This is a genomic window from Yersinia pekkanenii (genome assembly GCF_001152565.1).
Classification (GTDB): domain Bacteria; phylum Pseudomonadota; class Gammaproteobacteria; order Enterobacterales; family Enterobacteriaceae; genus Yersinia; species Yersinia pekkanenii.
Map to the genome: position 1 here is coordinate 166400 of NZ_CQAZ01000001.1, position 22683 is coordinate 189082.

Consider the following 22683-nt stretch of genomic DNA (forward strand, 5'->3'; position numbering starts at 1 on the left):
GGACGTTGTATGGAACTCAATCCGGTGTTTGCCCGCCGTCTTTATCTCTGTTGGTTAATTAACCGTGGTGATTCACTGAATGTACCACGTTTGATGGCGTTGACTGACTGGCCACGACGCACGCGACAGGATGTTTAAAGGCACTGCCCGGTCTGGGCATCGCCTTGACATTTGTGCAGCACGGTGTACGCAATAACGCGGGCTATTATAGATTGGACCATTGGGTGCCACTTAACAAAAAATGGATACACGATAACCATGATTCTATTTTAGCGGCCATCGAATAACAGCAATATGGCTCAGTATTTTTTATTTTCTAAATACATAATGGTGGCTGCTACACGTGAACGGACATTCAACTTACGCAATAAATTGCGGATATGGACTTTCACGGTTTCTTCCGAAATGTGCAGCTCAAAGGCCACTTGTTTATTGGATAACCCGCGCGCCACTTCTTGTAGCACATCTAATTCACGTTCGGTTAATTCAGATAAAGGGTTTACCTGTTCGTGGCGAGAAGATAAATACTGTACGATTTCATCACTGAATGTATTTTCACCCTGTGCCGCCTTGCGGATATTTTCCAGTAATATTTCCGGCTCGCTGTCTTTGAGCAGATAACCATCCGCACCGGCATCAATCATTGCGTATACATCGCTACGGACATCGGAGACGGTCAGAACAATAATACGGGCATCAATGCCTTCGTTCCGCAATGCTTTCAATGTATCCACCCCGGACATCCCCTTCATATTCAAGTCGAGCAGAATGACATCTGGCTGACATTTGAGCGCTTCAGTAATGGCGTCGTTGCCGCAGTTGGCTTCGGCAACCACATCAAAGTTGCTATCCATCTCAAGTAATTGCCTGATACCGCGGCGCATCAACGGGTGATCATCAACAATCATAATAGTGTGGCTTTTGGTCATATAAGTAATGTTCCTGTAACCTGGCGGTTAAATGTTTGGCTGCTGAATTTGGATCATTTTCGATAGCCAATTTAGCTGGCCACGTTATCTATTATTGTTAGTGAAACTACGGGCTAAGTGTACCTTAAAACATGGGCCAGATTCATTTAACAACAACAGTTTATCTGAAGGAATAATGATCAAAGTGTCATCTTGTTTTGATAGCTATTCTCATTAAACAAATCGTTATATAAACAAAGTTATAATGCAAATAGATTTAACAGCGAGAAATGGCGTAAATAACCACTAAATTAATTGATCCTGCTCAATATCTACCACCAATTAACTATAAAGAGTAATTATTTTATTACTCATTATTCTGTATCTAGTAGCCAATCGTAGGGAAATTTCCTTCCTTAATACAAATAAGAATAATTATCGTTATCTAAATAGGGATGGTTGGTTTTTAAATGAAGGATCTCTCTGAACCCGCGCGGGCGCGCCAGCCAATGTTAAGGATATCAATATGGCTGATTTATCACGGCGTAAATTACTGGCCCGCTTCTGGCGAGCAGATAAACAGCAACTCTCCGTTCAGCGCCCCCCTTGGTCGGTAAGGGAGGCTGATTTTATTGCCGGTTGTACCCGTTGCCAGGCTTGTGTCGCCGCTTGCGAAACAGGGGTGTTGGTGGTGGGGAGTGGTGGATTCCCTGAGATAGATTTCCAGCGTGCTGAGTGCACCTTTTGCCAGGCCTGCGTGAAGGCGTGTGATGTCGATATCTTTATCTCGACAGCGTTGGCCGCCTGGCCGCTTAACGTCAGCATATCGGACCGCTGTTTACCTTTTCATAGCATTGAATGCCGGAGTTGCCAGGATAGCTGTGAAACTCGGGCGATTAGATTCCGCCCACGCCTCAATGGTATTGCTCAACCCGAATTAGACCTTCCTGCCTGTACAGGTTGTGGTGCTTGTGTAGCCAATTGCCCGATTCAGGCAGTAACCCTTACCCGGAGTGAAGATGGACGATAAAGAATGGCATGTCTGCGGATTGGTTCTGCAAGCCAAACCGGCCCGAATTGCGCAATTGACCGACAGCCTACTGGCTATCCCAGGAACAGAAATACCGACCCGCGATGCCTCTCTGGGCAAGTTAGTGGTGGTTATGCAGGCGGCGCGCTCAGACGTGCTGCTAAGTTATATTGAGTCAGCACGGAATTTGGATGGTGTGCTGGCGGTATCGCTGGTTTATCACCAGCAGGAAAGCCAAGGTGAGGAAATGCCATGAAACTCAGTCGCCGGGATTTTATGAAGGCCAATGCGGCGGTAGCCGCCGCTGCCGCCGCCGGATTGACCATACCCACTGTTGCTAAGGCGGTGGTTGGTGAGACCACAAATGCCATAAAATGGGATAAAGCCCCTTGCCGATTCTGTGGTACCGGCTGTGGTGTATTAGTCGGGACACAGAATGGCCGTATCGTCGCATCACAGGGTGACCCGGATTCACCGGTTAACCGTGGGCTGAACTGCGTGAAAGGCTATTTCCTGCCAAAAATTATGTACGGCAAAGACCGTCTGACCCAGCCGTTGCTGCGGATGAAAGAGGGCCAATATGATAAAGACGGCGATTTCACCCCAATAAGCTGGGAGAAAGCCTTTGATATCATGGAATTGAAATTCAAAACTGCACTGAAAGAAAAAGGCCCGACGGCCGTGGGAATGTTCGGATCCGGCCAATGGACGGTGTGGGAAGGTTATGCGGCGTCGAAGCTGCTAAAAGCAGGTTTCCGCTCCAATAACCTTGATCCAAATGCCCGCCATTGCATGGCCTCTTCGGTGGTGGGCTTTATGCGCACCTTCGGTATGGATGAGCCGATGGGTTGCTACGATGATATTGAAGAAGCGGATGCATTCGTGCTCTGGGGCTCCAATATGGCGGAGATGCACCCGGTTTTATGGTCGCGAATGACCAGCCGCCGCTTGACCAATGATCATGTCAGAATTGCCGTCCTCTCTACTTTTGAGCACCGTAGCTTTGAACTGGCAGATAACCCGATCATCTTTACCCCGCAGACTGATCTGGTGATGATGAATTACATCGCCAATTATATTATTCAGCATAATGCCGTCGATCAGGGCTTCCTTGACCGCCATGTGAATTTCCGCCGGGGAGCGACCGATATCGGCTATGGCTTACGGCCAACGCATCCACTGGAAAAAGCGGCGAAGAACCCTGGCAGCGATGCATCCGAACCGATGAGTTTTGATGATTTCAAAGCGTTTGTCGCCGAATATACCCTGGAAAAAGCCGCCAAAATGAGTGGCGTGCCGGAAGATCAACTCGAGTCACTGGCGCAGTTGTATGCGGATCCGAAGGTAAAGCTGGTTTCCTACTGGACTATGGGCTTTAACCAACATACCCGAGGTGTTTGGGCTAATAACATGTGCTACAACCTGCACTTGTTAACCGGCAAGATCTCCAAACCGGGTTCTGGCCCGTTCTCCCTGACTGGCCAGCCATCGGCCTGCGGCACGGCCCGAGAAGTGGGGACGTTCTCTCACCGCCTACCCGCAGACATGGTCGTTACCAACGAAAAACACCGCCAGATTGCCGAAACTAAATGGCAATTGCCTGCTGGCACCCTCCCCGAAAAAGTCGGTTTACATGCGGTGGCACAAGATCGGGCGCTGAAAGACGGTACCCTCAATGCCTACTGGGTGATGTGCAATAACAACATGCAGGCGGGGCCAAATATTAATGAAGATCGCATGCCGGGTTGGCGTGATCCTCGCAACTTTATTGTGGTCTCGGATCCGTATCCAACCATCAGTGCGCTATCGGCGGACCTTATCCTGCCCACTGCGATGTGGGTCGAGAAAGAGGGCGCTTATGGTAACGCTGAACGCAGGACTCAGTTCTGGCGTCAACAAGTGTCAGCACCGGGCGAGGCAAAATCTGATTTGTGGCAGATAGTCGAGTTCGCCAAACGCTTTAAAGTCGAAGACGTCTGGCCTGCCGAGTTAGTGAATAAAAAACCGGAGTATCACGGTAAGACGCTGTATGACGTGCTGTTTGCTAATAATATGGTGAGCAAGTACCCACTGAGTGAAATCCCTGCCGATCAACTGAATGACGAAGCGCGCGATTTCGGCTTCTACATTCAGAAAGGGCTGTTTGAAGAGTATGCCGGTTTTGGTCGCGGCCACGGTCACGATTTGGCACCTTTCGATGTCTATCATCAGGAGCGCGGCCTGCGTTGGCCGGTGGTGAATGGCAAAGAAACCCTCTGGCGTTACCGTGAAGGTTTTGACCCCTTTGTGCCGCAAGGTGAGGACGTCCGTTTTTATGGCAAACCGGATGGCAAAGCGGTGATATTTGCGCTGCCTTATGAACCGGCGGCCGAAAGCCCTGATCAAGAATATGACCTGTGGCTCTCTACCGGGCGGGTGCTGGAACACTGGCATACCGGCTCAATGACCCGTCGTGTTCCTGAGCTACACCGTGCTTTCCCTGAAGCGGTGTTATTCATTCACCCACTGGATGCCAAGGCACGTGGCTTACACCGTGGCGATAAGGTGAAAGTGATTTCACGCCGTGGTGAGGTGATTTCTCTGGTGGAAACCCGAGGCCGCAACCGCCCACCTGAGGGGCTGGTTTATATGCCGTTCTTCGATGCCGCACAGTTGGTCAATAACCTGACGCTGGATGCCACCGATCCGTTATCCAAAGAATGTGACTTTAAGAAATGTGCCGTGAAATTGGCGCGGGTGGTTGCGTAGCTCAGCAAAGACGGTGTACTCAGGAGAAAATAATGAATAACACGATAGTTAACTTATTAAACCGCCGGTTTTTGTCCGTCATATCGTTGCTGGCGCTATTGGTGCTGGCTGGTGTGGCGAGTGCTGCCAGCAATGTCGACATGGATTTAAGCCAATCACCGGAAGCTTCTGCTACGGCGGAAGGCAAGGTGAAAATGCCGAAACAGCAACAACGGATGGCGTTGAATTATGTTAACCAGCCACCGCTTATCCCGCACAGTGTGGATGGTTATCAAATCAGTAAAAATACCAACCGCTGCTTGCAATGTCACGGCGTTGAGCATTATCGAACTACCGGCGCACCGCGTGTCAGCCCGACCCACTTCATCGACCGTGATGGCAAGGTGTCGAGTGACGTTTCTCCACGCCGCTATTTCTGCCTGCAATGCCATGTACCACAAACCGATGCCGCTCCGATCGTGGGTAACAGCTTCCAACCGGCCCCAGGCTTTGGTCAATAACCGAGGCGTTATGGTGAGATTAGTGATGAGAGAGGCCAGTGATGAGTGAAATTAAAAAAACCGGTATTATTCGACGGAGTTGGCAGTGGTGGCGCAGGCCAAGCCGCTTGGCTCTCGGTACTTTACTGCTGATTGGCTTTGTCAGTGGCATCATTTTCTGGGGTGGTTTTAATACCGGCATGGAAATGGCGAATACTGAAAAATTCTGTATTAGCTGCCATGAAATGAAAGACAACGTTTATCAGGAATATATGGGAACCATCCACTATAGCAATCGCAGTGGTGTGAAAGCGACCTGTCCGGATTGCCACGTTCCCCATGAGTGGGGGCCGAAAATGCTGCGTAAAATCAAAGCCAGTAAAGAGTTGTATGCCAAGGCATTTGGCTTGATTGATACCCCGCAGAAGTTTGAGGCTCACCGCCTGACGATGGCCGAAAATGAGTGGGCGCGGATGAAGTCCAATGGTTCGCAAGAGTGCCGTAACTGCCATAATTTCGACAATATGGATTTCACCGCACAAAAAACGGTCGCGGCGAAAATGCACAGTAAGGCCATTAGCGAAGGCAAAACCTGCATTGACTGTCATAAAGGGATTGCCCATAAGTTGCCGGATATGAAGGAATACCCTTAGTACTTGAAGCTACCGGGTGTTAACTGCGCTCGTGAACCCGAATCAAATGCTCTGTGGACGTGATGTCGACAGGGCATTTTTATTGTGTCTGTTCTTATTGCAAAACCAGGGGGACTAGCGTTAGCTAGGTAAATAAAATCTTGTGGCGTTATTCGGAGTAGAGAAAGTCCTATGTCAGTTAGAATTGAAAATATACAAAAAGAATTGTTATCAAAGAACTGGTTTAAGCTGCATAAATATACCTTTGATTTAATAACCGATAACGGGACGCCAGTACAACAGATTCGCGAAGTCTATGACCGGGGTAACGGCGCGACCATTCTGCTGTATAACCGTAAAAAAGGCATGGTAGTGCTGACCAACCAATTCCGCATGCCAACCTATGTAAACGGCAATCCTACTGGGATGTTGCTGGAAGCCTGTGCCGGTTTGCTGGATAACAACTCACCGGAGGAGTGTATTCGCCGGGAAGCCATGGAAGAAACCGGCTATCAGATTGATAAAGTACAGAAGCTGTTTGAAGCCTATATGTCGCCGGGTGGCGTCACCGAAGTAGTTTATTTCTTTGCGGCTGAATATGATCATAATCAGAAGGTTACCGACGATGTTGGGGTGGAGGACGAAGTGATCGAAGTGGTCGAACTCCGGTTCAGCGAAGCCATTGCGATGATGGCGGATGGTCGTATTAAAGACGGCAAAACCATCATGCTGTTGCAGCATGCCCAAATCCAAGGCTGGTTCAAATAAATACCCAATTCATTGGATGTTGCCGTGTTGCTAGCGGCACTCATTCCCTCGATTGTTGATAATCTCCTTTGATGAATAAGTAAATTTGGCAGTCGATGCAAAAATGTTATCCAGAGTATGCCCTGCTTCATAGATTGTGCTAAATCACTCACTATACTGGTTCTGTGATTGGTCATATATACCCTTCGATCTTAAAGCTGCAGCGGTGTTAGCTACGTGGGTTACTCGGCCCATCCGTGGGCCTCGCCTCGTTGAGGCCGCTGCAAGCAGCGTTCAAATCTGCTCCCGGCAGATTTGTCACCCGAATCACTTACCTGAGTAAGCTCATCGGGATGCGTTCGCTTGCTGACGGCCTGCAACTTCAAGTTTTTTGGGTATAACCTCGAAGCATAAAAGCAAAGGGAACCTATAATGGACGAACAATTGAAACAGAGCGCGCTTGATTTTCACCAATTCCCCACCCCAGGGAAAATTCAGGTGTCGCCAACCAAACCGCTAGCCACCCAACGGGATTTGGCGCTGGCTTACTCTCCCGGCGTTGCGGCCCCGTGTCTGGAAATTGCGGCTGATCCTTTGGCTGCTTATAAATATACGGCACGGGGTAATCTGGTTGCGGTGATTTCCAACGGTACTGCGGTGCTAGGGCTGGGCAATATTGGCGCATTGGCCGGTAAACCGGTGATGGAAGGTAAGGGTGTTCTGTTCAAGAAATTCTCAGGTATTGATGTCTTTGACCTTGAGATCGATGAACTCGATCCGGACAAACTGATTGATATTATTGCTTCACTGGAACCGACCTTCGGTGGCATTAATCTGGAAGATATCAAAGCGCCGGAGTGTTTCTATATTGAGCGGAAATTGCGCGAACGGATGAAAATCCCGGTATTCCATGATGATCAGCACGGTACCGCAATTATCTGTACTGCTGCGGTACTCAATGGCCTGCGGGTGGTGAAGAAAGATATCAGTGATGTGAAACTGGTGGTCTCAGGGGCAGGGGCGGCATCCATTGCCTGCCTAAACTTGCTGGTAGCGCTGGGACTAAAGCATCACAACATTACTGCATGTGATTCCAAAGGTGTAATTTATAAAGGCCGTGAAGCCAATATGGCTGAAACCAAAGCGGTTTATGCCATCGAAGATAACGGTCAGCGCACATTGGACGATGCCATGCCGGGTGCAGACATCTTCCTCGGCTGTTCTGGCCCCGGTGTTTTAACGCAGGATATGGTAAAAACCATGGCCCCTAGCCCGCTGATTTTAGCGCTAGCGAATCCTGAACCGGAGATCCTGCCGCCATTGGCAAAAGCCGTGCGGCCCGATGCGATTATCTGTACTGGCCGTTCGGATTATCCTAATCAGGTTAACAACGTGCTGTGCTTCCCGTTTATCTTCCGTGGTGCGCTGGATGTGGGTGCCACCACCATTAACGAAGAGATGAAACTGGCGTGTGTCCATGCTATTGCTGACCTGGCTATGGCTGAACAGAGTGATGTGGTAGCGTCGGCCTATGGTGAGCAGGACCTTTCTTTTGGCCCTGAATATATCATTCCTAAACCCTTCGATCCGCGCCTGATTGTCAAAATAGCCCCTGCGGTGGCTAAAGCGGCGATGGATTCCGGTGTGGCAACCCGTCCAATCACTGACTTTAGTGCTTATATCGAAAAACTGTCTGAGTTCGTCTATAAAACCAACCTGTTTATGAAGCCTATCTTCTCGCAAGCGAAGAAAGAGAAGAAACGGGTGGTATTGGCGGAAGGGGAAGAAGAACGGGTATTGCATGCCACGCAGGAGCTGATTTCTCAGGGGCTGGCTTACCCTATTCTGATTGGCCGCCCAAGTGTGATCGAGACCCGGCTGAAGAAACTGGGCCTGCAAATTACCGCAGGGAAAGACTTCGAAGTGGTTAATAATGAGTCCGATCCGCGCTTTAATGAATACTGGCTTGAATACTATCAAATCATGAAACGCCGTGGGGTTTCGCAAGAGCAGGCCCGCCGCGCAGTGATTGGCAATCCAACCCTGATTGGCTCCATCATGGTACACCGTGGGGAAGCTGATGCGATGATTTGCGGGACTATCGGCACTTACCACGAGCATTACGATGTGGTAGAGAAAGTGTTCGGTTTCCGTGAGGGCGCACATGTGGCTGGCGCGATGAATGCGTTACTGCTACCCACCGGTAACACCTTTATTGCCGATACCTACGTCAACGATGATCCAACGCCGGAACAACTGGCTGAAATCACCTTGATGGCCGCTGAAACTGTGCGCCGCTTTGGTATTGAGCCGAAAGTGGCACTACTCTCTCATTCAAGCTTCGGCACCTCAAATTGCTCGGCGGCCCGTAAAATGCGTCGCACGCTGGAGTTGGTTAATCAGATGGCCCCAGATCTGGAAATTGACGGTGAGATGCACGGTGATGCTGCGCTGGTGGAAAGCATCCGTCATAATATTATGCCGGACAGCCCACTGAAAGGTGCCGCTAATGTACTGATTATGCCAAATATGGAAGCCGCACGTATCAGCTACAACTTGCTACGAGTGACCTCTTCGGAGGGCGTAACCGTCGGGCCAGTGCTGATGGGGGTAGCAAAACCTGTTCATATTCTGACGCCGATTGCTTCAGTGCGGCGTATCGTGAATATGGTGGCGTTGGCGGTGGTTGAAGCGCAAACCGAGCCACTATAAAACCTCTTCGCCCTTAGCATTGAGTATTCCATTACTCACTGAAACCCGCTGCGGCGGGTTCAGACCACTGACAACGTTCAAATGAAGGGGAAACATGCCGTTGGGGCCGTAGCGACGTGAGTCGCCGAAGTGCTCCTAGGGGCGGTCAACCCTTCACACTCTGAGTTATAAATAGGTTTATCAGAATCTAACTGCGGCTTCTTGCCGCTTGCTGTAACCACTTATCCAATTCGTTGGCAAATTGCTGGCGATCACGCTGATTTAAAGTATTGGGGCCACCCGTCTGGATACCGCTGGCCCGCATGGTATCCATAAAGTCACGGATATTCAGCCGTTCACGAATGGTATCCGGGGTATAACGCTCACCGCGTGGATTCAACGCAATACCGCCTTTCTCAATCACCTCTGCCGCCAACGGGATATCGGCGGTAACCACCAGATCATTTTTTTCTACCCGCTGTACGATTTCGTTATCGGCAACATCAAAACCAGAAGCCACCTGTAAGGTGCGGATAAATTTTGATGGCGGGGTTTTCAGCGGCTGATTAGCCACTAGCGTGACTATTATCCCGGTCCTTTCTGCGGCACGGAACAACACGTCTTTAATCACATTCGGACAAGCGTCTGCATCAACCCAAATTTGCATCAGTGGTATTCTCCTGCGGTCAGCCAATCTTTTACCGGCAGAAAATCGCGGTACAGTACTGCTTCAGCGCTATCTGCCGCTGGCTGATAATTATATTCCCAGCGCACCAGTGGCGGCAGGGACATCAAAATAGATTCTGTGCGCCCGCCGGTTTGCAAACCGAACAAGGTGCCACGATCCCACACCAGATTGAATTCAACATAGCGGCCACGGCGATAAAGCTGGAACTGACGCTCTGTCTCACCCCAGCTTAATGCCTTGCGCCGCGCCACGATCGGCATATAGGCATCGAGAAAACCGTCGCCGACTGCCTGAGTAAAGCGGAAACAATGGGCAAAGTCGGGGCTGTTCAAATCGTCAAAAAATAACCCGCCCACGCCACGGGCTTCATTGCGATGTTTAATATAAAAATAGTCATCGCACCATTTTTTATAGCGCGGATATAGCTGTTCACCGAAGGGCTGACACAGTTGATAAGCCGTCTGATGCCAGTGCACGACATCCTCTTCAAAACCATAAAACGGGGTTAAATCAAAGCCACCGCCAAACCACCAAACAGGTTCTTCGCCAGTTTTCTCGGCAATAAAAAAACGCACATTCGCATGGCTGGTGGGCAGATAGGGGCTTAGTGGGTGAATAACCAGTGATACCCCTAGCGCCTGAAAGCTACGACCGGCTAATTCAGGCCGATGTACGGTCGCTGATGCCGGTAACGTCGCGCCAGAAACATGAGAAAAATTCACTCCGGCCTGCTCAAATACCGCGCCATTAACCAATACCCGGCTGCGGCCGCCGCCGCCTTCCTCACGGATCCAGTTTTCTTCTGTGAATGCTGCCCGGCCATCGGCCTCTGACAGTGCGGCACAGATTTTATCCTGCAATTCCAGCAGGTAGGTTTTGATTTGGGCTATATCGGGTGAATTCATCAGAAGGGTTCACTGGCCTGGAAATTTTCAGGGGCCAAGTATACCCCGATTTGCCTTCATTATTGTACTCTCAGTGTGGATTAGCGCGGTAACTCACTCTTATTGAGTGGGCGGGGGCAAGATTTATCGGGTTCCTCTCAAATATCATTACGCACTATTACTGCGGGAAATATCACTTTAATCTTGCGTGATAGAATATTTTCACAATAATCAGAATATCCATTTTACTCAAGGGTGCGAACATCCATGGAAATCCGCGTATTTCAGCAAGACGATTTTGAAGAAGTAATTCTGCTGTGGGAGCATTGCGACTTGCTGCGTCCCTGGAACGATCCGGAAATGGATATTGAACGTAAGCTAACTCACTCACCTGAATTGTTTTTGGTGGCAGAAGTCAGTGGTGCAATCGTCGGTTCAATCATGGGAGGTTATGACGGACACCGTGGTTCTGCTTATTATCTGGGTGTTCACCCCGATTTTCGTGGCCGTGGCTTTGCCAATGCGCTGATCAGCCGCCTCGAGAAGAAATTAATTGCCCGTGGCTGCCCGAAGCTGAATATCATGGTGCGCGAAGACAATGACGCAGTGATCGGCATGTATGAAAAGCTCGATTACGAAACCCAAGACAGCATCATGCTGGGCAAACGGCTGATTGTTGATCAGGAGTATTGAGGGGTTATTGTGACTCTCTAACTATGTTGGAGGCTCTTCAATACTTGAAGCCACAGACGGATGATTACACTGAATTAACCTAAACTTTCCCTCCAGTCAGGAGGGGAAGTTTAGGTTAGATTATATATTTATACTGCTGGAATGATCGTTAGCATTATCGGTGAGTTATAAAGAGTTTGTATTGCTGGTGCTGGATCAAGATTTTTTTCTTGAAAAGATGCCATATATTCAATTAAGGTCTTTTCTGACGATGATTTTCTTGCAATCACGGTTTCATATTCGTCAGTCAGTTGTGAGTTGAGATGAAGGGCAATGTTTTTTTCACTCATGAGTGATTGTACTATTTCTGTGTTTCCATTGTTGCTTGCAATGTTAATCTCGTTATCTAATGTATCAATGAAGCTAAGAGTGACGTTAGAAAGCACTTCTGATGTGATTATGCCATCTTGATAATAGTCATGAGCATTTCTAAGAGTATGTTTTATATCACCATATTGTGTATTGGCATACTCCGGTGTTGGGTTGGGTATCATGGTGTTAATTTCTTTTAGTTGATTAAAACTGTCAGCAATATTCTTTTTATATTCAGCAAGCTTTGTTGATGCATTTTCAATTGTCATTATATATCTCTATGATTGATGTTGGCTTTGTGATTGAGTTATCTGTAGGTTTATATGTCAATAAAGTCCTGACAGGCACTTACTGTAATCAATTTTAAATATCATAAAAATAAACAATCAATAAACATAATTCCACAGAAATATAATTAAATATATTTATATTGTGATGGTTTTTAGTGCGAAACATTCAATGAATAAACCGAAATAGATGATGCGAGGGGATCTACCTCTGGCACTGAATCCGGCAATGGTTGCCCGAATGATGCGCGCCGCTTTCACACTATGTATTCGTCGGTTATCACCGCAGGGCTTGCTTTAGGCTCTTCCGTCATACAGCAAACTACATGTGCGTTGGTTGCCTTCCTACAACTCGAATTATTTAGGATATAGGTATTCTACTTTCTGCATATTGACATCTGAAAATGTTATAAAGAAGTGCCATTTTAAATTATCATTCGCATGATATAGTCAAATTATATTGTTTTACCAAAAAGACTCACAGCGATTTTAGTTAATCGTCTTATTTATATTTTTTATAATTTTAATGTATTAGATTATTTTATATAAACAGGGGAGTATTATCTTATGCGAAAAATGACTTATTTAATGACAACATTAGCTATTACCTTTAGTACCTTTGCATTTTCAGCTAATGCTGCGCCGAAAGGCAAAGATGCGCCGGTGACGATCTTAGTCTCGGCATTAACATACAGCTTCCCCCATTTTGTTTTTTTACAAGAACAACTTGAAGATGAAGCTAAAAAATTGGGTAATGTAAAAATCATTCGCTCTGATGGTCAATTAAGCGCGCCTAAACAAATTGCTGATATTGAAGCGGCAATTGTTCAAGGGGTCGATGGTATTATTATTGCTCCGGCTGATGCGACTGCTCTGGCCCCGGTATTACGTAATGCAATTAAAGAAGGTATTTCGGTCGTGACTATTGACCGCCCAGTTAATGGGGTGCCAGAGGTGATTGCCAATGTGGCCGCAGATAATTTAATTGGTGCACAACGCCAGGGTGAGGCGGTAGAAAAATTATTCCCACAAGGAGCGACAATTATTAACTTGCAGGGGATCCCTGGTGACAAAACGGCAAATGACCGTAATAAAGGCGTGCATGACACATTAGATAAGCATCCTGAACTTTACAAATTTGTTGCCGAGCAAACTGCGCGCTTTAACCGTGACCAGGGTTTATCGGTGACAGAAAATCTGCTAACGGGTTTGGCCAATACCCCAACAGTGATTGTCGCGGGTAACGACGACAGTGCATTGGGTGCCGCTCAAGCGGTTGAGGCTCGTGGCCTGAAAGGTAAAATTGCTATTTTTGGTTACGATGGTTCAACCGATGCATTGAACGCGGTGCGTGAGGGGGTATTAACCGCGACAGTCGATCAGTATCCAGGTAAACAAGGCCGTGAAGCGGTAAAAATTCTGACTGATTACATCCGCACGGGTGCCCGCCCGGCAACAACCGATATTTTGGTTAGCCCGGTCGCGATTACCAGCAAAAACCTTAATGATGCAGAACGTATCGGCCTGGTAAAATAATGTCGCTCGAGACTTTATTATTATCTTCATATCCCGATGCTACTCCAGTGAATCGGGATAGAGAAGAATATATTAGCGTCCAGAATCTGACCAAATCATTTTTTGGTCAGACGGTACTCGATAGCATCTCTTTTTCTCTGCGAACAGGGGAAATAAGAGCGTTATTAGGGGAGAATGGTGCGGGGAAATCTACGCTAATTAATATATTAAGTGGCGTGCATCAACCTGATGGCGGCAGTATTATTTTACAAGGCCATTCGGCAATATTTAATAAACCACTTGATGCCTGGAAAGCCGGTATTACGACTATTTATCAGGAGTTCAGTCTCTTTCCTGATTTAACTGTTGCCGAAACTATTTTCGCCGGACATCTACCGATTAATCGATTTGGTTTTATTCGTTGGAAAGTCATAGTAAATGATGCGCGCCAGATATTGGCATTACTGGGTGTATCTATCAACCCGTTACGTAAGGTTGCAGAGTTAAGTATTGCTGAACAACAGTTGGTAGAAATAGCGCGTGCGCTAACATCCCAACCTCGATTAATTATCATGGATGAGCCCACGGCGGCATTAAGCCCCCCGGAAGTCGAAAAATTAAAACAGGTGGTGCGGACCATTTCTGAAACGGGTGTTGCTGTTATTTACGTCAGTCACCGCCTTGAAGAAATTATAGCATTATGTGAAACCTACAGCGTGTTACGAGACGGCCAGCTTGTCGGTCAGGGTGAGGTTAAGGATGTCTCTATCGATAGTCTGGTTCGGCTGATGGTCGGGCGTGATTTAGCCGAGTTTGACCGCTCTGCGCGCGGCATTACGGGTAGCAATATTCTGGCAGTCGACAATCTGTCGAGTGCGTCTGTGGGAGTCGATCGCGTTAGCGTACGTAATGTCAGCTTCACCGTGAACGCGGGTGAGATTGTAGGGTTTGCCGGGTTGGTGGGAGCAGGAAGAACGGAGATTGCCCGGCTGTTATTTGGCGCAGATCCGATAGGCAGCGGCACCTTGCGTATTCAGGGGAAAGCTTATCACCCGTCATCTCCGCGTGATGCAATTGCCGCCGGTATCGGCCTGGTGCCGGAGGACCGTAAGCAGCAAGCTTTGTTTATGTCTCTGACAGTAGAAGAAAATTTCGCAATTATCTATTCCCCTTTACGCGCTGCCCGCCACTTTATTAACCGGCAACGTGAACGGGTCTCCTTGCTTGATTTTAAAAAACAGTTAAACCTGCGTGCCGTTAGTTTGGGGGCCGATATTGCCACGTTATCGGGTGGCAACCAGCAAAAAGTCGTGCTGGCTCGGTGGATGGCTCTGCACCCGGCACTGCTGATTGTCGATGAGCCGACTCGCGGAGTCGATATTGCCGCGAAAGCGGATGTTCACCGGTTGTTGCGTGATATGGCGGCAAAGGGCGTCGCGATCATTCTGATTTCCTCAGACTTACCGGAAGTTCTTGCCGTTAGTGATCGCATTATCACTATGCGCACGGGGCAATTGACCGGCGAATTGTCGGCGCATGAGGCCAATGAAGAAAACGTCATGCAATTGATGACGAGCCCTATTGTGCCAGTGTGAATTAATTTATTTATTGGATTAGAGATATGACGATGAGCTCGACAATCTTGATTGGAAATAAAAACAGTAATAAAACTAAAGCTATTCTGGCGCGTTATGCCCCGCTTATTTTTTTGGTGCTGTTAATGGCGTTATTTACCTTATTGGCACCGCGTTTTCTTTCATCAATCAATCTTTTTAATATTGTCAGACAAGTTTCTATCTACGGCATTATCGCGGTGGGGATGACATTCATTATTTTGACTCGCGGCATTGATTTGTCCGTCGGGGCCATTGCCGCGTTGTCGGGAATGGTGGCGGCTGTTGTCGCCAAGGGCGGTATTGAAGGCCAATTTATGCTGTTCTCTAATGCGCGGGAGATTGCCTGGCAATGGGCAGCATTGGCCGCAATTATCACCGGAGGGCTGGCCGGGGCATTACAAGGATTGATCATCGCGCGTTTGGCGGTACCGGCATTTGTCGTGACTTTAGGTGGGTTGACCGTGTTTCGCGGCCTGACATTAATGATAAGTAACGGCAGCCCAGTCAGTGGCGTCGATGAGGCCTTTGGCTGGTGGGGGCGCGGCATGGTGGGGCCAGTTCCGGTTCCGGTTATTGTTTTTGCGGCAGTGGCCATTCTCGCCTCAGTGACGTTGCACTTTACCCGCTACGGCCGTTCGATTTATGCCATTGGCTCCAATCCCGAAGCAGCACGGTTATGTGGCTTGAATGTGAAAGGGGTCCTGACCAGCGTTTATGTGCTGACCGGATTATTAGCCGGATTGGGGGGTTTTTTGCTCACGGCACGCCTGAATTCGGCGGAGGCCGTGGCGGGTAATCAATATGAATTGTATGTCATCGCGTCGGTGGTTATTGGGGGCACCAGTTTGTATGGCGGTACCGGCAGTATTTGGGGAACGGTGATTGGCACACTGCTGATTGGCGTGTTGTTAAATGGCCTGGTCATTCTGAATATCTCGCCATATATACAGCAGTTGCTGATTGGCATCATCATTGTTGCCGCCGTGACGTTCGATATCTTTATCAAGAAGCAAAAAAGATGAGCAGAGCTGTCTTCCTTACCGGCACCTCGACCACTGAGACGCCGAAACAAACTTTGTCAGCAAGGTCTTTATCCGCCGAATTTGATAATGGGTCTTTGCGCTGGATCCGCTGGCGAGGGATAGAAGTGTTGCGCGCGCTGACATTCCTGGTGCGCACGCCGGGTTGGGGAACTCCCGACCCTCAGATTAGCGGCTTAGATATTCAGCAGAGTGATGATGAGTTTACCGTGAACTATCAGGCATATTACGTCAATGGTAGCGAGCAGCTCAGCGTCAATATCCGCTTTGCCGGGCGCAGCGATGGATCACTGTCAGCTAGCGCTCGCATTGCTGCCGCTACGCCTTTTGAAACCAACCGTACCGGGTTTGTGGTGTTGTATCCTTTGGCGGGTTTTGCGGGAACCGCCGTGCATGTCGAACATGCTGGAGGAGAAAGTGTCGAGTTAACCATTCCAGAGGTCATTAGCCCGGGACAACCTATATTCGATATTCGCGCCATTACCCATCGCCCGGTTGAAAATCTGTCGGTGACCACCCGATTTGATGGCGATACCTTTGAAGCTGAAGATCACCGTAATTGGTCGGATGCCTCGTTTAAAATATATAGCCGCCCAATTGGTTTGCCTTATCCCTATCGTCTGCTGCCAGAGCAGGTGTCACATCAGTCGGTAAGCATGAATATTAGCGATCAGGCTACCCCACAGGCTGATAAATCTGTCAGTAACCGCGAGGTCTCGGTTCGGGTCGCGGTGGGGGCAGTAGCAAAACAGCTCATGCCCGCCATCGGTCTGGGGTTGTCTGCTGATGAGAGTGCGGAGGCGATTGATTACGCACCACAACTGGCAAGCCTTGGCCCGGTTCATTTGTTACTGCGCTATGACCCTGCCGCCCAGCACCATATTGAACATCTCGCCGCCGCCAGCCAACTGGCTGCCAGCACTCATTTGCCGGTAGCATTTGAATTACTGCTTACCGCCACCGATGACCCGGTAGCGGAAATCGTGCAGGCGGCGAAACAACTGAAGGATGTCGGTATTTCGCCGCTATCAGTGGCTATTTTCCCCAAAGTTGATGAGCGCTCATTCCAGCCCGGAGAAGTTCGCCCACCATCACCTTCTGATGTGGATATCTATACCGAGGCTAAAAAAGCCTTTCCTGGTATTCCCGTCGGCGGCGGTAGCCCGGCTTTCTTTACTGAATTTAATCGCAAGCGCCCCTCAATGGGGGCATTTGATTTTATTACCCATGCGACAGCGCCCACTGTTCATGCGGCCGACGACGCATCGGTTATCGAAACGTTGCAATCACTGCCCCACATCATTGGCTCTGCCAGACATATTATTCGTTCTGAAAAATATTTCGCCGGCAATGTGCCTTATCGCATCGGCCCTGTCGGGATTGGCGCGCGGTTAAATCCCTATGGCAGTGGCCCGCTGGCGAACCCTGATTCTGCCCGTGTCGGTTTGGCGCGTAATGATCCACGCCAGCGGGGTCTATTTGCGGCGGCATGGCATGTCGGTTACGCCGCGGTGCTAGCTCAATACGGGGTAGAAACCTTGGTGCTTGGTGCACCGACCGGGCCATTTGGCGTAATTTCAACTCAGCAAGATTATGCCCGCGAGTGGTGGGATGGGCAGGGCGAGGGCCATGTGTACCCGTTATTCCATGTGGCCGCTGATTTGGCTGCTGGCAGTGGAAAATCGCGCCTTGAGACGACATCAAATAGTGAAAAACTGGCGGTTATCGGTTGGCAAGAGTGCAACGAAAACATCCTGCTGATTGCCAATCTGTCCAGTGAGCCAGTGAATGTCACGCTAGCTGATGTGGGCGTGGCTCAGGTGCGAATGCTGGATGTTGCCCACAGCGAGCAGGCGGCGTTATCCCCCCATCTATTCCGCCAGAAAAGTGAAGTACAGGATATCGCTGAGGGCATCAGTCTGGATGCCTATGCGGTGGCAAGGATCAGTTATCAGAGAAATTAACCCAATGACTTCACGATTAAAGGGGGCCGTTGTTGGCTGTGGCTTTTTTGCCCAAAACCATCTGGCTGGCAAGACAAGTTTTGCCCGAGAGAAATTAAGGATCGCGAGGAGACATTATGGGGTTAAAAAACACACGGCCATTGGGGGCCACAGGGTTTCAGATCCCGACTGTCGGGGTAGGAACATGCCCACTCGGCGAATTGTTCGAAGAGATTACCGAGCAGGATGCTCAGGCGACGCTGGAGACCGCGTGGGATAACGGCATCCGTTTATATGACACCGCACCCTGGTATGGGCGCGGTCAAGGGGAGCACCGAACCGGGCGATTTCTTTATAGAAAGAACCGCGACGACTATGTGCTGTCGACCAAAGTAGGCCGTCGACTGGTGGTACCTCGCTCGCGAAAAAACTTTCAGACAGCACCCTGGCAAGGGGGGCTGGCCTTTGATCATGTCCATGATTACACCTATGACGGCATTTTGCGTTCCTATGAAGATAGCCTGCAGCGGCTGGGGATCAATAAAGTCGATATTTTATATATCCATGACTTGGATACAGGGTATTTCCCCCATGAACAAGATTTGCTCAACAAATTAAAAGAGCTGGAATCAGGCGGTTTCAGAGCACTGGAAGAGTTGAAAGCGGCGGGAGAAATTGCCGCGTTCGGTGCCGGAATTAATGAACCGGGCATGATTAACCGTTTTTTGGACCGCTATCCATTAGATGTGTTTTTGGTGGCCTCCCGTTACACCTTACTTGAGCAAGAAATCTATGCTGACGAGCTGCTGCGGGCGCAACAACAGGGTGCAGGTATTGTCATTGGTGGCGTGTTTAATTCTGGGGTATTGGCGACCGGTATTCAGGATGACGCGCGTTATGACTATGGCAAATTGCCGGTTTTAGTGGCTGACCGAGTCAGAAAACTGCAAGCCGTTGCCGCTGATTTTGCGGTGCCACTTGCGGCGGCCGCTTTGCAGTTCCCATTAGGTTCCAGTGCTGTTGCCAGTGTGCTGTACGGCCCATCCCAGCAGGCTGAAGTCACGCAAAATTCAGCGAATTTTCAGCATCCTATCCCCGCGGCATTTTGGCTGGCATTAAGAGATCAGGGATTGATTGCGGAACATATTCCGCTGCCCGGCGAAGCACCGAGCGATTATTTTTACCAGGGGGTTATATGACATACAAAACAATAATTTCGGCCAATGAATTGGCTGAGCATCTGCACGATACAAATTGGGTCATTTTGGATGCGCGCTTCACGTTAGATGATGAAACTTGGGGACAAAGCCAGTATCAGGCCGGGCATATTCCCGGTGCTCACTACGCCAATTTGGCCGCGGATTTGTCTGGCACCGTTATCCCAGGGCATACCGGCCGACGCCCACTGCCGCCGAGTGACGTGTTTGCAAACACACTTTCTCAATGGGGAATTGGCCCCAATACGCAAGTGATTGTGTATGACGCCAGTGGGGGATTGATGGCCGCATCACGCACATGGTGGATGCTGCGTTGGTTGGGACACGATGCAGTGGCAGTATTGGATGGCGGCTGGACAAGATGGCTTAACGCCGGTTATCCCATCGCCAGCGAGGTCCCGACCCTGACGCCAGCGCTATTCGTTGCCCAAGAACGCACTGATTATCTTGCAAATGTAGAGTTGGTGGACAACGTCCGTCAGAACCCGGAATGGGCGGTGTTTGATTCCCGTTCAGAAGCCGGTTTTCACGGGGGCGGTGTCTATCATGACCCGGTTCGTGGACACATTGTTGGCGCAAGGCTGGCCGATCGCGCTAACACGCTCGACAGTCATGGGCTATTTCGTTCACCACAAGAATTACGCCAGTATTACACTCGGTTACTGGGGGAAATACCGATTGAGCGCACGGTATTTTACTGCGGCTCGGGGGTGACGGCCGCTCAGAATCTTTTGGCGGTAGCGCATGCAGGGTTGGGTGATGCCAAACACTATGTGGGGTCCTGGAGTGAATGGATCATTGATCCCGCACGTCCGGTGGAGCTGTAATTTTTAGTAAAAAATGGCGTTAACATTTTATCTCCATGTTGGCTGTCGTGTCGGCGAGTGACTATTTGAAGGTGCCTATGAGTAATATTATCGAGAAGTTATTTTCTTTACAGGGCAAGGTGGTGTTGGTTTCTGGTGCGGGCGGGGCCATTGGTCGTGTGCTAAGTCAGGCGCTGGCGAATGCCGGCGCAACAGTGGCATTACACGATATTGATATCGCGCGCACCCAACCAATTCAAGACGCCATTGAAGCCGCAGGCGGCAAAGCGATATCAATTAGCGCTGATTTGAGTGATGTCGCAGCTTGCCGGCAGTTGGTCGATACCGTGTATGACACACTGGGTCACATTGATGTTTTACTGACCAGCGCAGGTGTTAATCGCAGAAAACCGATTAAAGATGTCAGTGCCGCAGACTTTGATGCCATTATTGATATCAACTTGCGTAGTGTCTATTTTCTGGCGCAAGCCGTCCAACCTTATATGGCGAAGCAGGGGGGAGGGAAAATTGTTAATATCAGTTCACTGAGCGCGAAGCATGCATTTAACACCATTTCTGTGTATGCCGCGTCAAAAGCCGCTGTCAGCCAATTAACCAAAGCAATGGCACGGGAATGGGTGGGTGACAATATTCAAGTCAATGCCATTGAACCCGGCTTTATTAAGACTGAATTTACCCGCCCGCTGTGGGATGACGAATATCGTTCAAAATGGTTCCAGAACTTTATTCCGCAAGGGCGGCTAGGCAATCCAGAAGATCTGATTGGCGCAGTGCTCTTTTTAAGTTCTTCTGCCTCGGCCTATTTAACCGGACAAGCTATTACCATTGATGGCGGGGTGTTATCAGGTTCTTCATGGGTGAACCCAGACTCCCTTCATCCTTGACGTCACAGAGGCGCTGTGGCTCCAATGATTTTTGGGCGTGACATTATTACCGGGAGTCGCAGCCCAACTGGCTGCGACTCCCGTCGCTTAACGATCAAATTAATTACTTAATTTTGGTAATGTTTTTCACATCAACTTCCACTGAGTTCCAGTCTTTATCCACTTTCCCTTCGATTTGTACTTTATCTTGTGGCGTGATGGTTAGGCCTTTCCAGCGTTTGCTATCAATATCAACGGTAATGCTACCGGTGCTATCGCTGAAAGTATAAGTATCGTGGCCTAAACGCTCGACGATATTACCTTGCAGTGTGACACGGGTGTCATCACGCATGGTTTTGACTTTATCCACCGTGGTATTGGTGGCGCTAGGGCCAGCAAAACCACCTTGGGCAGTGGGTTGTGTCTGCGTTGTTGCCGGGCCATCAAAGCCACCCTGTGCGGGAGTGGTCGCACTTTGGGCTAATAGTGGCGTACCGCATAACATCAGCAGAGTTGCCGCTAAGGTTAATTTCTTCATTTTATTGCTCCTTCAATGAATGAATACTTATGTTTAAAACCAGAGGCTGCGCAAGCCCCTGTGCTACCCAATAGTAGACCAAAATTGCGTTATAATTTGCGTAATTAAAGCTTAAGCTTTTCTGATATGGGGATAAAGTGAGTTTTATCAACGGTGCTGGTGGCTTTTAACGGCTGCAAGTGTAGGGTGGGTACAGCCTTTACTGGTCAAGGCGATTAAAGCCAACTCGGTTATGGCACTTTTTTAACGGTGTGGACTCCAACCACTGGTTATCATTTTTAAACTGCGCATATTGTTGTTGCTGCTGCATTTTACGCTATGCAGCAAAGCATTACCGAATGTGGTGGTTTTTTTAAGGAGTTTTAGATGAATACTCGCCCACGGTTGTCTGGGGTGCGGTTGTTATTACTGGGTGCCCCTTTGTTGTTGGCTGGGTGTTCAACCATGTCTGGTTTATCTTGGTCGAGTCTATCGCCGCTCAATTGGTTCAGCGGCAGTAGCAGTATGCAGGTGACTGATAACGGTGTCGGTGGGATCACCGCCAGTACCCCACTGGTTGAAAACGACATCAAAGAAGGGTTGAAAGGCGACTATCGGCTACGCAGCGGTATGGCGACCAATGATGGTCAATTGGTTTCTTTTTATCAGGTGATGAAAGGAGAGCAAATTATGCTGGTTATCTCCGGGCAGCCGAAAGGTACAGTAGAACGTATCGATGTGCTGGATAAAGGTATTCCCAGTCAATGGGGGGTAACGATAGGCACACCATTCAGTGATTTATATAAAAAAGCATTCGGTGTTTGTCATAAAGGCACGGGCGATGATATCGCGCAAATAGAATGCGCGGCACCGGACAGCCAGCATGTCAGCTATTTATTTAATGGCGACTGGCATGGTCCTGAAAGCTTAATGCCGTCAGATGATTCTTTGCAACGCTGGAAAGTGAGTAAAATTATATGGCGCGCTAAAAGCGAATAGTTATTATC

General features: G+C 49.0%; 21 protein-coding genes and 1 pseudogene. 17 read left to right on the forward strand and 5 right to left on the reverse strand.

Annotation, left to right across the window (positions count from 1 at the left end; all coding sequences use genetic code 11):
- Positions 1–9 precede the first annotated feature (9 nt).
- Positions 10–287, forward strand: a pseudogene (locus AEP37_RS00705) (helix-turn-helix domain-containing protein).
- A gap of 12 nt (positions 288–299) precedes the next feature.
- Here AEP37_RS00705 and AEP37_RS00710 read toward each other — a convergent pair.
- Positions 300–929: a response regulator gene (locus AEP37_RS00710; protein WP_049608321.1), complete on the reverse strand. Its 630-nt coding sequence runs from the start codon at positions 927–929 to the stop codon at positions 300–302.
- Positions 930–1434: 505 nt separating this feature from the next.
- On the opposite strand from AEP37_RS00710, the gene napF reads away from it, so the two are divergent.
- The 7 genes from napF (at position 1435) to maeB (ending at position 9256) form a co-directional block, all read left to right on the forward strand.
- Positions 1435–1938, forward strand: a complete 504-nt coding sequence (gene napF, locus AEP37_RS00715) for a ferredoxin-type protein NapF (protein WP_049608327.1) — start codon at positions 1435–1437, stop codon at positions 1936–1938.
- Positions 1928–2194: a chaperone NapD gene (napD, locus tag AEP37_RS00720; protein WP_049608330.1), complete on the forward strand. Its 267-nt coding sequence runs from the start codon at positions 1928–1930 to the stop codon at positions 2192–2194. The genes napF and napD overlap by 11 nt, the downstream gene beginning before the upstream one ends.
- A complete protein-coding gene (gene napA, locus AEP37_RS00725) occupies positions 2191–4686 on the forward strand; it encodes a nitrate reductase catalytic subunit NapA (protein WP_049608333.1) in 2496 nt (831 codons plus the stop codon). The genes napD and napA overlap by 4 nt, the downstream gene beginning before the upstream one ends.
- A 32-nt stretch (positions 4687–4718) precedes the next feature.
- A complete protein-coding gene (napB, locus tag AEP37_RS00730; protein ID WP_049608335.1) occupies positions 4719–5186 on the forward strand; it encodes a nitrate reductase cytochrome c-type subunit in 468 nt (155 codons plus the stop codon).
- A 41-nt stretch (positions 5187–5227) separates the two neighbouring features.
- Entirely contained in the window at positions 5228–5818 is a 591-nt protein-coding gene (gene napC / locus AEP37_RS00735) for a cytochrome c-type protein NapC (protein ID WP_049608337.1), read from the forward strand.
- Between the two features lie 171 nt (positions 5819–5989).
- Positions 5990–6565: a GDP-mannose pyrophosphatase NudK gene (nudK, locus tag AEP37_RS00740; protein WP_049608341.1), complete on the forward strand. Its 576-nt coding sequence runs from the start codon at positions 5990–5992 to the stop codon at positions 6563–6565.
- Positions 6566–6976: 411 nt separating this feature from the next.
- On the forward strand, positions 6977–9256 hold the full coding sequence (gene maeB / locus AEP37_RS00745; RefSeq protein WP_049608343.1) for an NADP-dependent oxaloacetate-decarboxylating malate dehydrogenase: 2280 nt from the start codon (positions 6977–6979) through the stop codon (positions 9254–9256).
- Between the two features lie 187 nt (positions 9257–9443).
- On the opposite strand, the gene AEP37_RS00750 is transcribed toward maeB, so the two are convergent.
- Positions 9444–9902, reverse strand: a complete 459-nt coding sequence (locus AEP37_RS00750) for a YaiI/YqxD family protein (RefSeq protein ID WP_049608346.1) — start codon at positions 9900–9902, stop codon at positions 9444–9446.
- Positions 9902–10828: an oxygen-dependent coproporphyrinogen oxidase gene (gene hemF, locus AEP37_RS00755; protein ID WP_049608350.1), complete on the reverse strand. Its 927-nt coding sequence runs from the start codon at positions 10826–10828 to the stop codon at positions 9902–9904. Before hemF ends, AEP37_RS00750 begins: the two co-directional genes overlap by 1 nt.
- A gap of 246 nt (positions 10829–11074) precedes the next feature.
- Here hemF and AEP37_RS00760 point away from each other — a divergent pair, with 246 nt between their 5' ends.
- The gene (locus AEP37_RS00760; RefSeq protein WP_049608353.1) at positions 11075–11500 is read left to right on the forward strand and encodes a GNAT family acetyltransferase; all 426 of its coding nucleotides are present in this window, start codon (positions 11075–11077) and stop codon (positions 11498–11500) included.
- 128 nt (positions 11501–11628) lie between these two features.
- Here the strand turns inward: AEP37_RS00760 and AEP37_RS00765 are convergent, their stop codons facing one another.
- Entirely contained in the window at positions 11629–12120 is a 492-nt protein-coding gene (locus AEP37_RS00765) for a hypothetical protein (protein ID WP_049608355.1), read from the reverse strand.
- Positions 12121–12705: 585 nt separating this feature from the next.
- Between AEP37_RS00765 and AEP37_RS00770 the strand changes: the two genes are divergently transcribed.
- The 7 genes from AEP37_RS00770 to AEP37_RS00800 all read left to right on the forward strand — a co-directional run bounded on the left by AEP37_RS00770 (position 12706) and on the right by AEP37_RS00800 (position 21180).
- Positions 12706–13674: a substrate-binding domain-containing protein gene (locus AEP37_RS00770; RefSeq protein ID WP_049608357.1), complete on the forward strand. Its 969-nt coding sequence runs from the start codon at positions 12706–12708 to the stop codon at positions 13672–13674.
- Positions 13674–15248, forward strand: a complete 1575-nt coding sequence (locus tag AEP37_RS00775) for a sugar ABC transporter ATP-binding protein (RefSeq protein WP_235801329.1) — start codon at positions 13674–13676, stop codon at positions 15246–15248. Before AEP37_RS00770 ends, AEP37_RS00775 begins: the two co-directional genes overlap by 1 nt.
- Positions 15249–15280: 32 nt before the next feature.
- Positions 15281–16291 carry an ABC transporter permease gene (locus tag AEP37_RS00780; protein ID WP_049608488.1) on the forward strand — a complete coding sequence of 337 codons (1011 nt, stop codon included), beginning with the start codon at positions 15281–15283 and terminating at the stop codon, positions 16289–16291.
- Positions 16288–18273: a hypothetical protein gene (locus tag AEP37_RS00785; protein ID WP_049608360.1), complete on the forward strand. Its 1986-nt coding sequence runs from the start codon at positions 16288–16290 to the stop codon at positions 18271–18273. Before AEP37_RS00780 ends, AEP37_RS00785 begins: the two co-directional genes overlap by 4 nt.
- 116 nt (positions 18274–18389) lie before the next feature.
- Positions 18390–19451, forward strand: coding sequence for an aldo/keto reductase (locus tag AEP37_RS00790; protein ID WP_049608363.1), 1062 nt, complete (start codon positions 18390–18392; stop codon positions 19449–19451).
- Entirely contained in the window at positions 19448–20296 is an 849-nt protein-coding gene (locus tag AEP37_RS00795) for a sulfurtransferase (RefSeq protein WP_049608366.1), read from the forward strand. The genes AEP37_RS00790 and AEP37_RS00795 overlap by 4 nt, the downstream gene beginning before the upstream one ends.
- Positions 20297–20373: 77 nt before the next feature.
- Positions 20374–21180 (forward strand): SDR family NAD(P)-dependent oxidoreductase, encoded by an 807-nt coding sequence (locus AEP37_RS00800; RefSeq protein ID WP_072086217.1) that lies wholly within the window; start codon positions 20374–20376, stop codon positions 21178–21180.
- A 103-nt stretch (positions 21181–21283) separates the two neighbouring features.
- Here AEP37_RS00800 and AEP37_RS00805 read toward each other — a convergent pair whose 3' ends face one another.
- Positions 21284–21697: a YgiW/YdeI family stress tolerance OB fold protein gene (locus AEP37_RS00805; RefSeq protein ID WP_049608371.1), complete on the reverse strand. Its 414-nt coding sequence runs from the start codon at positions 21695–21697 to the stop codon at positions 21284–21286.
- A 366-nt stretch (positions 21698–22063) separates the two neighbouring features.
- On the opposite strand from AEP37_RS00805, the gene AEP37_RS00810 reads away from it, so the two are divergent.
- Positions 22064–22675 (forward strand): RpoE-regulated lipoprotein, encoded by a 612-nt coding sequence (locus tag AEP37_RS00810; RefSeq protein WP_049608375.1) that lies wholly within the window; start codon positions 22064–22066, stop codon positions 22673–22675.
- Positions 22676–22683 lie beyond the last annotated feature (8 nt).

What these genes read in the sequence shown, in the direction of transcription:
- AEP37_RS00710 (WP_049608321.1), bottom strand. Translation starts at nt 929, where the DNA reads ATGACCAAAAGCCACACTATTATGATTGTTGATGATCACCCGTTGATG.
- napF (WP_049608327.1), top strand. Translation starts at nt 1,435, where the DNA reads ATGGCTGATTTATCACGGCGTAAATTACTGGCCCGCTTCTGGCGAGCA.
- napD (WP_049608330.1), top strand. Translation starts at nt 1,928, where the DNA reads ATGGACGATAAAGAATGGCATGTCTGCGGATTGGTTCTGCAAGCCAAA.
- napA (WP_049608333.1), top strand. Translation starts at nt 2,191, where the DNA reads ATGAAACTCAGTCGCCGGGATTTTATGAAGGCCAATGCGGCGGTAGCC.
- napB (WP_049608335.1), top strand. Translation starts at nt 4,719, where the DNA reads ATGAATAACACGATAGTTAACTTATTAAACCGCCGGTTTTTGTCCGTC.
- napC (WP_049608337.1), top strand. Translation starts at nt 5,228, where the DNA reads ATGAGTGAAATTAAAAAAACCGGTATTATTCGACGGAGTTGGCAGTGG.
- nudK (WP_049608341.1), top strand. Translation starts at nt 5,990, where the DNA reads ATGTCAGTTAGAATTGAAAATATACAAAAAGAATTGTTATCAAAGAAC.
- maeB (WP_049608343.1), top strand. Translation starts at nt 6,977, where the DNA reads ATGGACGAACAATTGAAACAGAGCGCGCTTGATTTTCACCAATTCCCC.
- AEP37_RS00750 (WP_049608346.1), bottom strand. Translation starts at nt 9,902, where the DNA reads ATGCAAATTTGGGTTGATGCAGACGCTTGTCCGAATGTGATTAAAGAC.
- hemF (WP_049608350.1), bottom strand. Translation starts at nt 10,828, where the DNA reads ATGAATTCACCCGATATAGCCCAAATCAAAACCTACCTGCTGGAATTG.
- AEP37_RS00760 (WP_049608353.1), top strand. Translation starts at nt 11,075, where the DNA reads ATGGAAATCCGCGTATTTCAGCAAGACGATTTTGAAGAAGTAATTCTG.
- AEP37_RS00765 (WP_049608355.1), bottom strand. Translation starts at nt 12,120, where the DNA reads ATGACAATTGAAAATGCATCAACAAAGCTTGCTGAATATAAAAAGAAT.
- AEP37_RS00770 (WP_049608357.1), top strand. Translation starts at nt 12,706, where the DNA reads ATGCGAAAAATGACTTATTTAATGACAACATTAGCTATTACCTTTAGT.
- AEP37_RS00775 (WP_235801329.1), top strand. Translation starts at nt 13,674, where the DNA reads ATGTCGCTCGAGACTTTATTATTATCTTCATATCCCGATGCTACTCCA.
- AEP37_RS00780 (WP_049608488.1), top strand. Translation starts at nt 15,281, where the DNA reads ATGAGCTCGACAATCTTGATTGGAAATAAAAACAGTAATAAAACTAAA.
- AEP37_RS00785 (WP_049608360.1), top strand. Translation starts at nt 16,288, where the DNA reads ATGAGCAGAGCTGTCTTCCTTACCGGCACCTCGACCACTGAGACGCCG.
- AEP37_RS00790 (WP_049608363.1), top strand. Translation starts at nt 18,390, where the DNA reads ATGGGGTTAAAAAACACACGGCCATTGGGGGCCACAGGGTTTCAGATC.
- AEP37_RS00795 (WP_049608366.1), top strand. Translation starts at nt 19,448, where the DNA reads ATGACATACAAAACAATAATTTCGGCCAATGAATTGGCTGAGCATCTG.
- AEP37_RS00800 (WP_072086217.1), top strand. Translation starts at nt 20,374, where the DNA reads ATGAGTAATATTATCGAGAAGTTATTTTCTTTACAGGGCAAGGTGGTG.
- AEP37_RS00805 (WP_049608371.1), bottom strand. Translation starts at nt 21,697, where the DNA reads ATGAAGAAATTAACCTTAGCGGCAACTCTGCTGATGTTATGCGGTACG.
- AEP37_RS00810 (WP_049608375.1), top strand. Translation starts at nt 22,064, where the DNA reads ATGAATACTCGCCCACGGTTGTCTGGGGTGCGGTTGTTATTACTGGGT.